Source organism: Rahnella sikkimica (assembly GCF_002951615.1).
In the GTDB taxonomy this organism is placed as follows: Bacteria; Pseudomonadota; Gammaproteobacteria; order Enterobacterales; family Enterobacteriaceae; genus Rahnella; species Rahnella sikkimica.
Map to the genome: position 1 here is coordinate 449,338 of NZ_CP019062.1, position 12,985 is coordinate 462,322.

A 12,985-nucleotide genomic window follows, 5' to 3' on the forward strand; every position below is an offset into this window, starting at 1 on the left:
CAGGCAAGCAGATAGCGCAAAAAGAGTCGGGAAAATCCGCTTTGTGACGCATTTTTTGCGGTCTGCCCGCCGGTCGTAAAAATGTTCGATATACAGTGTTAAAGAGTCGTAAATATTTCGCTGGTGGCGCTGTTCAGTGCCTGCTATTGTCGCGCCTCAAAATGAGGCCTGAGGAGGCTGTTAATGGACTGTCGTACTGATTGCGGAGCCTGTTGCATAGCGCCTTCAATTTCCAGCCCGATCCCCGGAATGCCGGACGGCAAGCCTGCGAATACCCGCTGTATTCATCTGGCCGATAACTTCCTGTGCCAGATTTTCACCTCGCCGCTGCGGCCTAAAGTCTGCGGCAGCCTGCAGGCCAGCCGCGAGATGTGCTTCACGCACCGCGACCAGGCACTGACTTATCTCATCAAACTCGAAGCGGATACCGCGCCTTAAGCCACGGTCTCCGGCGTTTCCTTCGCGGGTTCGTCGACGTTTTTCACATTCCAGATACACACCACCGCGCCCGCCACCATCACCAGTGCGGCGTAAAACACCGCGTGATACGTCCAGAATTGCGCAATCACGCCCGCCAGTGAACCGGCGAGGATCCAGCCCGCACGGGTCGAGTTGGTGAACAACGTTGTCGCGGCTCCCGCCTGGCCTGGCATCAGATCCTGAAAATACAGCATACCGATACCGGCCAGAATGCCGATGAAAATCGCATTCAGCAGCTGTAAAGCAATCATCGCCGCCGCGCCGGTCGTGAACAAAATACAGGTGTAGAAAATCACCCCCGCCAGCACGGCAAACCGCATCAGGAAACGCTTGCCTAACTGTTTTGCCAGATATCCGGCAATCAGCATGGTCGGGATTTCCAGACAGGCGGCGCTGCCCATCAGCACGCCCGCCAGTTTCTCCGGCAAGCCCAGCTCGCGCACCACGTACAGCGGCATATTGATCAGATAAATACTGTTGGCCGCCCACATCAGGGAACAGGCGATAAACAGCATCAGGGTATCGCGGCGGTTGCGGCGCGGGGCCTCCAGCGTCGCGGTCGTTTTGATGCGCGCTTTCGGCATGGAAGGCAGAAACATCCACACCATCACGCCGCACAGCAGAAAGGCCAGCATGGCGGCGCAGTACATAAACGTAAATCCGAATCCCATCGACAGGGCGAAAGCCAGCGGCGGCCCGACAACCCAGGCCAGAGAAACCTGTGCGCGCAAAATGGAGCTGAACATCACGGCTTCGCGCCCGGTTTTTTCGGAATGCTCACGCGCGAGGGCAAACATTTGCGGGTTGGCGGTGGATCCGAAACTCGACAATAAAACGCCGACAAACAGCAAAATAAAGTAGTTGCGGTTGAAGGCGAAAAGAACACAGGCCAGCGCGCCCAGAATGCAGCAATACAGGATCAGCGTTTTGCGGTCACCGCGTTTGTCCGACCAGGTCGCCAGCAACTGGCTGACGAAAATGCCAATCACCGCGCTGCCGGTAAAGAAAATGCCGACCATGAACGGGCTGACGTGCACCTGAGAGGTCAGGAACAGGCTGAGCGTCGGCGTCTGTAAGGCACCGGCGATACCGGTGAGAAAGGCGATGATCAAAAAAGCAGTCGACGTCATGTCGGGTAAGCGGCGGGCTGACGTTGTAGAAATTCGCATGAGATAGCTGAACCAGAGTGAAGAGGGGGGACGAAATTTGCGCGAATGTTACGACAGTTTAAAAAAAACAAAAACAGGTTTTGATCATCAAAAAGGTAAACCGGAGTGTATTTGCCATACTGAATAATAAAACCGCACATTGTGTTAAAAACAACCCAAAGCAGTACGCGTCTGGTAACAGGAGAACATCAATCTCAACCCGGTCAGCTGACTTCAGCTATTCTCTTTCTGGCTGCTTCAGCCTGACTTCAGCATTTGCGTTAAGTTATGGGCTTCAGGGCGTCTTAAAAAAGGAAACTGTGCGTGGCATCAAAAAATTGTTACGCCAAATCAGGGAAAGCTTGATTTAAAAACAGGCCGGATTAAGACTCCTTGAAACGTTTCAGCGTTGTCGGTTTCTCTCCTGAAATTTGATGGCGCTCCTTTTTTCTCAGTAAAGCTGAAACGATTCAATCTCAGCAGGAGAGGAGAATTATGTTCCAACTGTCACAGCAAGATATTCATCTCGGTGCGGCTGCCAGCGATAAGCAGGAAGCCATTCGCCAGGTCGCAGCAGCACTGACACAGGCCGGTCGCGTCAGCGAAGGCTATGTAGACGGCATGTTAGCGCGCGAGCTGCAAACGTCGACTTACCTTGGCAACGGTATTGCTATCCCGCACGGGACCACCGATACCCGTGATCTGGTACTTGATACCGGCGTCCAGGTTTTCCAGTTCCCGCAGGGCATCGCGTGGGGCGAAGGTCAGACTGCTTACGTCGTGATCGGCATCGCGGCGCGTTCTGACGAACACCTCGGTTTGCTGCGTCAGCTGACGCACGTCTTAAGTGACGACAGCGTGGCTGAGCGTCTGGCAAAAACAGATTCTGCTGAAGAACTGCGCAGCCTGCTGATGGGCGAGAAAAATGCCGCTGAATTCCTGTTTGATACCCAACTGATTGCTGTTGATGTGGCGGCCGAAAGCCTGATCACATTACAGGCGCTGAACGCAGGCCGTCTGCAACAGATTGGTGCCGTTGATACCGCTTTCGTCAGTGATGTGATCAGCCGTAAACCGCTGAATCTGGGTCACGGTATCTGGCTGAGCGACAGCACGGAGGGCAACCTGAAAAGTGCTGCCACCGTCAGCCGCGCGCAGCAGGCATTTGATCTGGAAGGCGAAAAGGTTTCTATGCTGCTGACGATTTCCGTCGCAGACGACCAGCCGCTGGACGTGCTGAATTACCTGAGCGACCTGCTGATTGCCAATAAAGCTGAACGCTTGCTGACGGCAGATGCGGTGGGTGTGCTGGCCTTGCTGACCAGCGAAGTCGAAGAACAAGCCAACGTGCTGACCGCTGAATTCGTTATCCGTAACGAACATGGTCTGCATGCGCGTCCGGGCACGGCATTAGTGAATGTTATAAAACAGTTCAGCAGTGAAATCACCGTGACCAATCTTGATGGCAGCGGTAAACCTGCCAACGGCCGCAGCCTGATGAAAGTCGTGGCGCTGGGCGTGAAAAAAGGTCACCACCTGCGCTTTACCGCCAGCGGTGAAGATGCAGAACTGGCATTAAAAACCATCGGTGAAGCGATTGCCGAAGGTCTTGGGGAGGGCGCATGAGCCGTCGAGTCGCCACAATTACCTTAAATCCGGCGTACGATTTAGTGGGCTATGTGCCTGAAATCGAACGCGGTGAAGTCAATCTGGTGCAAACCACCGGTCTGCACGCCGCAGGTAAAGGCATCAACGTTGCGAAAGTGCTGAAAGATCTCGGCATCGACGTCACCGTGGGTGGCTTCCTGGGCAAAGAGAATCAGGACGGCTTCCAGTTACTGTTCAGCGATCTGGGTATCGCTAACCGTTTCCAGGTCGTGAATGGCCGTACGCGCATCAACGTCAAACTGACCGAAAAAGATGGCGAAGTCAGCGACTTCAACTTCTCCGGCTTTAATGTGACGCCTGCCGACTGGGAACGTTTCGTGACAGATTCCCTGTCATGGCTGGGCCAGTTCGACATGGTCGCCGTGAGCGGCAGCCTGCCAGCGGGCGTTGACCCTGACGCATTCACCGACTGGATGAAACGTCTGCGCGCGCAGTGTCCGTGCATCATTTTCGACAGCAGCCGTGAAGCACTGGTTGCCGGTCTGAAAGCTGCACCGTGGCTGGTTAAACCTAACCGCCGCGAATTGGAAATCTGGGCTGGCCGTAAATTGCCAGAACTGAGTGACGTGGTAGAAGCCGCGCACGCCTTGCGTGATCAGGGAATTGCCCATGTGGTGATTTCTCTGGGTGCTGAAGGCGCATTGTGGGTTAACGCGTCTGGCGCGTGGATCGCCAAACCGCCAGCCTGTGAAGTTGTCAGCACCGTCGGTGCCGGTGATTCCATGGTCGGTGGCCTGATCTACGGCTTGCTGATGCGCGAATCCAGTGAACATACGCTCCGCCTGGCAACGGCTGTTGCCGCACTGGCTGTCAGCCAGAGTAATGTCGGTGTCACCGATCGTCCGCAACTCGCGGCGATGATGGCCCGTGTTGACCTGAAACCCTTTTAATCCGCAGGAGGCAGAATGAAAACGCTGCTGATGATAGACAGTTCGCTGGGACAGGCTCGCAGCCATCTGGCGAAAAATTTGCTCGCTGCTGCTGCTGAGAAAGCAGGGCACCAGGTGGTCGAACAGGCCGCTGACGCTGAAGTCGTGATCGTGGCCGGTGAAACCGTACCCAATGACGCGACGCTGATAGGTAAAAACGTTTATACCGGTGATGTGGCGGATGCTGTTCGCGATCCTCAGGCATTTCTGGCTCGCGCACTGACAGAAGCAAAACCTTACGTGGCACCGGCTGTTGCGGTGTCTGCACCTGCCGCGGCGGCCGGTCCAAAACGTATTGTTGCCATCACCGCCTGCCCGACCGGCGTTGCGCATACTTTCATGGCGGCTGAAGCCATCGAAAGCGAAGCGAAAAAACGTGGCTGGTGGGTGAAAGTCGAAACCCGTGGTTCCGTCGGTGCCGGTAACGCCATCACGCCTGAAGAAGTGGCGGCGGCCGATCTGGTCATCGTTGCAGCTGACATCGAAGTGGATCTGGCGAAGTTTGCCGGTAAGCCGATGTACCGCACCTCTACCGGTCTGGCATTGAAAAAGACCAAGCAGGAACTGGATAAAGCACTGGTTGAAGCGGAAGTCTTTGCACCGAATGCACAGGGCGCAACGTCAACCGCGAAGAAGAAAGAAGCGGGCGGCACAGGCCCATACCGTCACCTGCTGACCGGCGTGTCTTACATGCTGCCGATGGTAGTGGCGGGCGGGTTGTGTATCGCGCTTTCCTTCGTTTTCGGTATCAAAGCGTTTGAAGTAAAAGGCACGCTGGCGGCCGCGCTGATGCAAATCGGTGGCGCTTCTGCCTTCGCGCTGATGGTTCCTGTTCTGGCGGGCTTTATTGCCTTCTCCATCGCTGACCGTCCTGGCCTGACGCCGGGTCTTATCGGCGGTATGTTAGCCGTGAGCACCGGTGCCGGTTTCCTTGGCGGTATCATTGCCGGTTTCCTGGCGGGTTACGTGGCGAAAGCCATCAGCGGCAAGCTGAAGTTACCGCAAAGTATGGAAGCCCTGAAACCTATCCTGATCATCCCGCTGGTGGCGAGTCTGATTACGGGTCTGGTGATGATTTATGTTGTCGGTACGCCGGTGGCAAAAATCATGGCAGGTCTGACTGCATGGCTGCAATCTCTGGGTACTGCGAACGCCGTACTGCTCGGCGCAATTCTCGGTGCGATGATGTGTACCGACATGGGTGGCCCGGTAAACAAAGCGGCTTACGCCTTCGGCGTCGCGTTGCTGAGTTCTTCCGTGTACGCACCGATGGCTGCCATCATGGCTGCCGGTATGGTGCCACCACTGGCGATGGGTCTGGCGACCTTGCTGGCGCGTAACAAGTTCGAGGAGAGTGAACGCGAAGGCGGTAAAGCGGCGCTGGTTCTGGGCCTGTGCTTTATCTCCGAAGGTGCAATTCCGTTCGCTGCCCGTGACCCGATGCGTGTTCTGCCGTGCTGTATCGCCGGTGGTGCGCTGACCGGTGCGTTGTCCATGGCATTCCATGCACAGCTGATGGCACCACACGGCGGTCTGTTTGTTCTGCTGATCCCTGGCGCAATCACCCCGGTGCTCGGTTACCTGGTGGCGATTATCGCCGGTACGGTTCTGGCGGGTGGCGCTTATGCGGTTCTGAAACGTTCAGATGCGCAGCTGGCGGCTAAAGTAGCCTGATCATTGCTGTTCAGCAGGTGAGAGAAGCGCGACTTAGAAATGAGTCGCGCTTTTTTTTTGCAGAGAGCCGCTGCAAGTGACGGTCTTAAAGACTTGGATCGAGAAAGTTTCGGTTTTTCACTTGCAGTGAAGGCTGGATCGAGAAAATTTCGGTTTTTCATGTGCGGTGATCGCTTAGCGGCTGGCGCCGAAACCGAGCAGAGAGGAAAGTGCTTTTCCTCTCTGCACTCTCCTCGCTTTTTCACTGCGCGCTACCGCTCGCTGGCTATGTTTCAGGAACTCCTGCTATTGCCGCAAAATCCCGCCGCTGCGCGGTTCCCTGCACTCGGGTTACAAACCGCGCGAAAAGATACGCGGTTTTCCACCTCTCGTTTCGACGTGATTTTTGAAAGCGGCTGGAGGCTTTTTTTATAGATAACAGTAAGTTGGTTTGCTCCTCACCCTGCGAAGGGGGAGGTTGGGAGGGGGTTTAGCAGACCACTGAGCCGCTAAAACCAACACCCCATCCCGACCTTCCCCTCGTGAGAGGTGAAGGAGCAAAGCAAAAAAATCGGTATTGGACTTTCGATTGATATAGCCATTGGCCGCTTTCAAAAAGCATGCTGAATTACATAGCCTTGGCCGCTTTCAGAAAGCTTGCTGAATGAGTGTTTCGAGACCGAAAGGCTCGAAGACCGAAATGAAGGCACCGCGCAGCGGCAAGTTTTCGCGGCAATAGCTGTGGCACCTGAAACATAGCCAGCGAGCGGTAGCGCGCAGTTAAAAAAGCGTGGGAGATCAAAGAGGGAGGCGCTTTTCCTCCCTCTTTGTCGGTTTCGGCACCCGACGCTGAGCGATCACCGCCATTGATAAATCGAAATCGTCTCGATCCAAGCCTTTAAGGCCGCCACTTGCAGCGGCTATCTGCAAATTTAAGCCGCGACTTCAGCCGCCGCCTCCCCCTTTAACCACGCGATCTCATCTTTCCAGATCTCCGGATCAACCGTCTCGAGGATCATCGGGATACCGTCAAACCGCGCGTCGCGCATCATCCAGCTGAACACTGTATTGCCAATGTTTCCCTGACCGAGGCTGTGATGGCGGTCGACGCGGCTGTTGAATTCGCTTTTCGCATCGTTGAGATGCATACCGCGCAGGTACTTAAACCCGACGACGTCTTCGAAATGTTTGAAGGTATTTTCACACCCTTCAATGGTACGCAGATCGTAACCGGCGGCGAAGGCGTGGCAGGTATCGATGCAGACACCGACCCGGCTTTTGTCTTCGACGCCATCAATGATCTTCGCCAGATGCTCGAAGCGGAAACCCAGATTGCTGCCCTGACCGGCGGTGTTTTCGATGACAGCGGTGACGCCTTGCGTCTGTGCCAGCGCGATGTTCAGGGATTCGGAAATGCGTTCGAGACATTTGTCTTCGTCGATTTGCATCAGGTGGCTGCCCGGATGGAAATTCAGCAGCGAAAGGCCGAGCTGTTCGCAACGTTGCAGCTCATCGAGAAAGGCTTCGCGGGATTTTTCCAGCGCTTCGGTGACCGGATGGCCGAGGTTAATCAGATAGCTGTCATGCGGCAAAATCTGGTTGCTCTGATAACCGTATTTTTCACAGGCTATTTTGAATTTTTCGATAACGTCTTCCGGCAACGGTGCCGCTTTCCACTGACGCTGGTTCTTGGTGAAAAGCGCAAAAGCCGTGGCTTCCAGCTCGTGTGCCCGCAGCACGGCCTGATCGACGCCGCCCGCAGCACTCACGTGTGCTCCTATAAACTTCATTTCCGCTCCTCATTTATTCTTCATCTAAGCAGGAATGATAGCGCCTGCACAGGGCAGGCGCAGCAGAGAAGTGTTAAAACCCGCAACATTAGCCAAAAAGGTGATGAACCAGCTCGTTGATGCCCGCACCGCCGGCAATCAGCCAGACAAACAATATCGCCGCCAGCAGCATCGGTTTCAGCCCCGCCTGACGCAGTGCGCTGATGTGCGTTGTCAGGCCCAACGCTGCCATCGCCATCGCGAGCAGCACGGTGTCGAGCGTGATGAGCTGTGGGATCCAGCTGTGCGGCAGAATATCCAGCGAGTTGAACGCTGCCACCAGAATGAACATCAGCGCGAACCACGGAATGGTGATATTACGTAAACCTGATTTCTCACCGGCTTCTTTCACACCTTTACCGCGGGCAATCCAGCCGGATAACAGCAGCAGGAACGGAGCCAGCATCATGACGCGGATCATCTTGGCAATCACCGCCGCGTTTTCAGCGTCCGGGCTGACCCCCTGACCAGCGGCAACCACCTGCGCGACTTCATGCACCGTCGAACCGGTATAAATACCGAACTGTGCAGCGGTGAAGTTCACCCAGTGATAATGCGCGTTAAGCTGCCATAACCACGGATACAGGAAGATGGCGGCGGTGCCGAAAATGACCACGGTGGCGACCGCGACCGTGACTTTTTCCGCTTTGGCGTCGAGCACCGGCTCTGTCGCCATCACGGCGGCTGCGCCACAAATACTGCTGCCTGCGCCGATGAGCATCGAGGTATCGCGGTCTAATTTAAACACGCGTTGTCCCAGCCAGCAGGCCAGCGCGAAGGTGGAACACAGCATCATGGCGTCAATCAGAATGCCGGTTGCGCCGACGTCAGCGATTTGCGCGAACGTCAGCCGCAGGCCGTAAAGAATGATGCCGAGCCGTAACAGGCGCTGCTTTGCCAGCGTGACGCCTTCCTCGCACCATGGCCGGGCGGCAGGATAAAACGTATTGCCGATAACCATGCCGATAACAATCGCCAGCGTCAGTGCACTGAGCCCGAGCTGGCTCAGTGCCGGAAAGTCGCTCAGCCAGACGGCCATTGCGGTAATGACGCCGGTCAGCGCCAGGCCGGGAATGACACGGCTGAACCGCAGCGGTTGCGGAACGGTATTTTTGAGCGCGTCGCGCTTATTGAGCGGCAATGTATGCATCGTCGTTTCCTCATCTCAGGAGTGATGCGATAAGGCTACGCCGTGCTTATATAAAAATGAAATTGATTATAACTTTATAACCTATCTGTAAAACTGGTATAGAATGCGCTGAAAACCGGGGCCGGAATGGTCGCCCCAATCTCCGTGTCTATACTTATAAAAGAGAAAGCGTGCGTTATGCGGCGGTTTTTCTTCTGAACCAATTTCTTGACGCCGTAAGGCGCGTGAGGATAGCGGGACATTTATGCACATAACATTGCGACAACTTGAAGTTTTCGCCGAGGTGCTGAAAAGCGGGTCAACCACGCAGGCGTCGGTTGTGCTTTCATTATCACAATCCGCTGTGAGTGCCGCACTGGCTGATATCGAAGGGCAACTTGGCGTGCAGTTATTTGACCGTGTCGGTAAGCGGCTGGTGATTAATGAGCATGGGCGTCTGCTATACCCGAAAGCGCTGGCGCTGCTCGAACAGGCGGGCGAAATCGAACGTTTGTTTAATCACGACAACGGCTCGCTGCGCATCGGGGCCAGCAGCACCATCGGCAATTACATGTTGCCCGCGATGATTGCGGATTACCGGCTGGACTTCCCGCATACGCCGCTGGAACTCAACGTGGGTAACACCAACGACGTGATTAACGCCGTCTCTGATTTTCGTGTCGATCTGGGCCTTATCGAAGGACCGTGCCAGTTGCCGGAACTGATCACCCAGCCGTGGCTGGATGACGAACTGGTGGTGTTTGTTGCGCCGGAAAATCCGCTGGCAGGGCAGACGGTGACACTGGAAGTGCTGGCGCGTGAACCGTGGATTTTGCGTGAACGCGGTTCCGGCACGCGCGAAGTGCTGGATCACCTGTTGTTGCCGCAGTTACCCGATTTCAACCTGATCATGGAGCTGGGAAATTCCGAGGCTATCAAGCACGCGGTGCGTCACGGAATTGGCATCAGCTGCCTGTCGCGCCGTGTGATTGCCGAGCAACTGAGCAGTGGTTCTCTGGTCGAAATCCGGCTGCCGGTTGCGCCGCTGGTGCGCAAGCTTTACCTCATTCATCACCGCCAGAAACACATCTCCAACGCCTTATCACGGTTTTTAACCTATTGTCGCGAATCCTGATTACGGTCTTTCACTAATGATCCACGGCCAGTTATGAAGGTGTCTTATAACAGGTCGTTCCTGCTATTCAGAGCGGCAGGTTTTGCTACAATCCGCGCTTAAATTTTATAATGACGAGCGGATATAGGGTAAAAATGGCTCAACAACCTACAAAAAATACGCAGGTGGCTCCCACACTGCGTCGCGAGCTCAAGGCACGTCACTTAACGATGATCGCCATCGGCGGTTCAATTGGTACGGGTTTATTTGTCGCCTCCGGCGCGACAGTTTCACAGGCAGGTCCGGGCGGCGCACTGCTGTCCTACGCACTGATCGGCATCATGGTTTACTTCCTGATGACCAGCCTCGGTGAACTCGCGGCATTCATGCCGGTGTCCGGTTCATTCTCCACGTATGGCTCCCGTTATGTAGAAGAAGGTTTCGGTTTCGCACTGGGCTGGAACTACTGGTACAACTGGGCGGTGACCATCGCCGTTGACCTCGTGGCCTCGCAGCTGGTGATGAACTACTGGTTCCCGGACACGCCGGGCTGGATCTGGAGCGCCTTGTTCCTCGGTCTGATTTTCCTGCTTAACTACATTTCCGTACGCGGTTTCGGCGAAGCGGAATACTGGTTCTCGCTGATCAAAGTGGTCACGGTCATCATCTTCATCGCCGTGGGCGTGCTGATGATCACCGGCATTATGCGCGGTGCAGAAACCGCGGGCTGGCACAACTGGACTATCGGTGATGCGCCGTTCGCAGGCGGATTTGCCTCGATGATAGGCGTGGCGATGATCGTCGGTTTCTCCTTCCAGGGAACCGAACTGATTGGCGTGGCCGCCGGTGAATCCGAAAATCCGGGCAAAAATATCCCGCGTGCGGTGCGTCAGGTTTTCTGGCGTATCCTGCTGTTCTATATTCTGGCGATTCTGGTCATCAGCCTGATCATTCCTTACACCGATCCAAGCTTGCTGCGTAACGAAGTCGGCGATATCGCCGTCAGCCCGTTCACGCTGGTGTTCCGTAATGCCGGTCTGTTGTCCGCTGCTGCGGTGATGAACGCCGTGATCCTGACCGCAGTGCTCTCTGCCGGTAACTCAGGCATGTACGCGTCAACCCGTATGCTGTTCACGCTGGCCAGCGAAGGCAAAGCGCCGCGTATTTTTGCCAAACTGTCGAAAGGCGGCGTGCCGCGCAATGCACTTTACGCCACCACCATCGTGGCCGCGCTGTGCTTCCTGAGTTCAATGTTTGGTAATCAGACCGTTTACCTGTGGCTGCTGAACACGTCCGGTATGACGGGCTTTATTGCCTGGCTGGGTATTGCGGTGAGCCATTACCGTTTCCGTCGCGGCTATGTGTCACAAGGTCTTGACCTGAAAAAACTGCCTTATCTGTCCGGTTTCTTCCCGTTCGGCCCGGTCTTTGCGTTTGTATTGTGTCTGATCATCACGCTGGGTCAGAACTATCAGGCGTTCCTGAAAGATACTATTGACTGGGGCGGCGTTACGGCGACGTACATCGGTCTGCCACTGTTCCTGATCATCTGGTTTGGCTACAAGCTGACCAAAGGCACCAAAGTGGTGAAATACAGCGAAATGGAATTCCCGGAACACGTTGATAAATAACTGACCGGATCGGCTATTTTGTTGCGAAGGCGGAGCGCAGGCTCCGCTTTTTTTATGCCTTTCTTTCCGTAATGCTTTGTTACTTCAGCCCTGTTTCCCCGCGCCCGATCTCTCTGTAACCTTGATAGGTTCTGTAAACTGCATTGATAATCGTTATCATTTCTTTTATTGTTAGCCTCACTTCAGGGAAACGTAAAGGAATCGGAAGAAGATGAATTATCAGCAGAATTTTATCGGTACGCTGTTCAGTAAACGAATTGCTGGCGGATTATTAGGATGTGCACTCGGCATGTTGAGCCTGAGCGCTCAGGCGGTGACGGTCACGGATATCGCCGGTAGAACGGTCACGGTGCCGGATGACGTGCAGCGCGTAGTGCTGGGAGAAGGGCGTTTATTCTTTGCCGTTTCCCTGCTCGAAGGCCAGAAGCCGTTCGACCGTATTGTGGGCTGGCAGGGCGATTTCCGTAAGCTCGATCCGCAAACGTACGCGACGTATCAGGCGAAATTCCCGCAGATAGACAAAATCCCGCTGATCGGTAACACCAGCGCGGACAGCATCAGTCCGGAAAAAGTGCTGACGCTAAATCCGCAGTTAGCGATTTTTGGTTTGTCGGGCCACGGGCCGGGCAAAGAAAGCGCGCTGGTGACACAGTTGCAGAAAGCCGGTGTGCCGGTGGTTTTTGTGGATTTCCGCACGTCGCCGCTGAAAAATACCCTGCCGAGCATGGAATTGCTGGGCAAAGTGCTGAACCGCGAAAAACAGGCGCAGGACTATATCCGCTTTTATCAGGACAACATCAAACGCGTCACCGAGGTGACCAAAGACATTCCTGAGCAGGATAAGCCGAAAGTTTTTATCGAATTACGCGCCTCAACCGCGGATGAATGTTGCCGTTCTGCCGGTAAAGGCAACATGGGTGATTTTATCGATCAGGCGGGTGGGGTTAATATTGCCAAACCGTTGCTGCCGGGGCCGCTGGGTCTGGTCAATCTCGAAAAAGTGATTGCGGCGCAGCCGGATGTTTATCTGGTCAGCGGCGGCGGGAAACCGGCAAAAGCGGGCGATCCTGCGCCAACCGGTTTAGTGCTCGGCGCACAGACCACGCCGGAAGAAGCGCGTGCCAGCCTGACGCCGCTGTTGCAGCGTAAAGGCATCAGCACGCTGAAAGCCGTGGAAGATGGCCGCAGTGTTGGCATCTGGCACAATTATTACAACTCGCCGTATAACGTGCTGGCCGTGCAGGTTTTTGCCAAAGCGTTTTATCCGGCGAAGTTTGCGGATTTGGATCCGCAGGAAACGCAGAAACAACTTTATAAGCAGTTCCTTGCCGTGGAACCGACAGGCACTTACTGGACGGACTCGGTTAAACCGGAAAGCGGGAAGTAATTCCGCCGTCAGTTTTT

At 55.1% G+C, this 12,985-nt stretch carries 11 protein-coding genes; 8 read left to right on the forward strand and 3 right to left on the reverse strand.

Annotated features, from left to right (window positions below; all coding sequences use genetic code 11):
- The first annotated feature begins 183 nt into the window (after positions 1-183).
- Positions 184-438, forward strand: coding sequence for a YkgJ family cysteine cluster protein (locus BV494_RS02045; protein WP_101076044.1), 255 nt, complete (start codon positions 184-186; stop codon positions 436-438).
- Here the strand turns inward: BV494_RS02045 and BV494_RS02050 are convergent.
- A complete protein-coding gene (locus BV494_RS02050; protein WP_104921344.1) occupies positions 435-1,649 on the reverse strand; it encodes a sugar efflux transporter in 1,215 nt (404 codons plus the stop codon). The two genes, BV494_RS02045 and BV494_RS02050, sit on opposite strands and share 4 nt — an antisense overlap.
- 474 nt (positions 1,650-2,123) lie before the next feature.
- Here BV494_RS02050 and fruB point away from each other — a divergent pair, with 474 nt between their 5' ends.
- The 4 genes from fruB to BV494_RS02070 are packed head-to-tail and all read left to right on the forward strand — an operon-like array spanning position 2,124 to position 6,313.
- A complete protein-coding gene (fruB, locus tag BV494_RS02055) occupies positions 2,124-3,254 on the forward strand; it encodes a fused PTS fructose transporter subunit IIA/HPr protein (RefSeq protein WP_104921345.1) in 1,131 nt (376 codons plus the stop codon).
- On the forward strand, positions 3,251-4,186 hold the full coding sequence (gene fruK, locus BV494_RS02060) for a 1-phosphofructokinase (RefSeq protein WP_056778537.1): 936 nt from the start codon (positions 3,251-3,253) through the stop codon (positions 4,184-4,186). Before fruB ends, fruK begins: the two co-directional genes overlap by 4 nt.
- A 15-nt stretch (positions 4,187-4,201) precedes the next feature.
- On the forward strand, positions 4,202-5,899 hold the full coding sequence (gene fruA, locus BV494_RS02065) for a PTS fructose transporter subunit IIBC (protein ID WP_104921346.1): 1,698 nt from the start codon (positions 4,202-4,204) through the stop codon (positions 5,897-5,899).
- A gap of 39 nt (positions 5,900-5,938) precedes the next feature.
- The gene (locus BV494_RS02070) at positions 5,939-6,313 is read left to right on the forward strand and encodes a hypothetical protein (protein ID WP_104921347.1); all 375 of its coding nucleotides are present in this window, start codon (positions 5,939-5,941) and stop codon (positions 6,311-6,313) included.
- A gap of 497 nt (positions 6,314-6,810) precedes the next feature.
- On the opposite strand, the gene nfo is transcribed toward BV494_RS02070, so the two are convergent.
- Together nfo and BV494_RS02080 are read right to left on the reverse strand one after the other, a co-directional pair.
- Complete coding sequence (gene nfo / locus BV494_RS02075; RefSeq protein ID WP_104921348.1) at positions 6,811-7,668, reverse strand: deoxyribonuclease IV; 858 nt, start codon at positions 7,666-7,668, stop codon at positions 6,811-6,813.
- Between the two features lie 88 nt (positions 7,669-7,756).
- Positions 7,757-8,857: a YeiH family protein gene (locus tag BV494_RS02080; protein WP_104921349.1), complete on the reverse strand. Its 1,101-nt coding sequence runs from the start codon at positions 8,855-8,857 to the stop codon at positions 7,757-7,759.
- A gap of 244 nt (positions 8,858-9,101) precedes the next feature.
- Here BV494_RS02080 and yieE point away from each other — a divergent pair, with 244 nt between their 5' ends.
- From yieE to BV494_RS02095, 3 genes are all read left to right on the forward strand, one after another.
- Entirely contained in the window at positions 9,102-9,971 is an 870-nt protein-coding gene (gene yieE, locus BV494_RS02085; protein ID WP_104921350.1) for a DNA-binding transcriptional regulator YeiE, read from the forward strand.
- 134 nt (positions 9,972-10,105) lie between these two features.
- Positions 10,106-11,581, forward strand: coding sequence for an amino acid permease (locus BV494_RS02090; protein ID WP_104921351.1), 1,476 nt, complete (start codon positions 10,106-10,108; stop codon positions 11,579-11,581).
- A gap of 211 nt (positions 11,582-11,792) precedes the next feature.
- Positions 11,793-12,968: an ABC transporter substrate-binding protein gene (locus BV494_RS02095; protein ID WP_192938058.1), complete on the forward strand. Its 1,176-nt coding sequence runs from the start codon at positions 11,793-11,795 to the stop codon at positions 12,966-12,968.
- Positions 12,969-12,985: the final 17 nt, after the last annotated feature.

Excerpts from the sequence above, each read along its gene's own strand:
- fruA (WP_104921346.1), top strand. The coding sequence starts at position 4,202 with ATGAAAACGCTGCTGATGATAGACAGTTCGCTGGGACAGGCTCGCAGC.
- nfo (WP_104921348.1), bottom strand. The coding sequence starts at position 7,668 with ATGAAGTTTATAGGAGCACACGTGAGTGCTGCGGGCGGCGTCGATCAG.
- BV494_RS02045 (WP_101076044.1), top strand. The coding sequence starts at position 184 with ATGGACTGTCGTACTGATTGCGGAGCCTGTTGCATAGCGCCTTCAATT.
- BV494_RS02070 (WP_104921347.1), top strand. The coding sequence starts at position 5,939 with ATGAGTCGCGCTTTTTTTTTGCAGAGAGCCGCTGCAAGTGACGGTCTT.
- BV494_RS02050 (WP_104921344.1), bottom strand. The coding sequence starts at position 1,649 with ATGCGAATTTCTACAACGTCAGCCCGCCGCTTACCCGACATGACGTCG.
- fruB (WP_104921345.1), top strand. The coding sequence starts at position 2,124 with ATGTTCCAACTGTCACAGCAAGATATTCATCTCGGTGCGGCTGCCAGC.
- BV494_RS02095 (WP_192938058.1), top strand. The coding sequence starts at position 11,793 with ATGAATTATCAGCAGAATTTTATCGGTACGCTGTTCAGTAAACGAATT.
- yieE (WP_104921350.1), top strand. The coding sequence starts at position 9,102 with ATGCACATAACATTGCGACAACTTGAAGTTTTCGCCGAGGTGCTGAAA.
- BV494_RS02090 (WP_104921351.1), top strand. The coding sequence starts at position 10,106 with ATGGCTCAACAACCTACAAAAAATACGCAGGTGGCTCCCACACTGCGT.
- BV494_RS02080 (WP_104921349.1), bottom strand. The coding sequence starts at position 8,857 with ATGCATACATTGCCGCTCAATAAGCGCGACGCGCTCAAAAATACCGTT.
- fruK (WP_056778537.1), top strand. The coding sequence starts at position 3,251 with ATGAGCCGTCGAGTCGCCACAATTACCTTAAATCCGGCGTACGATTTA.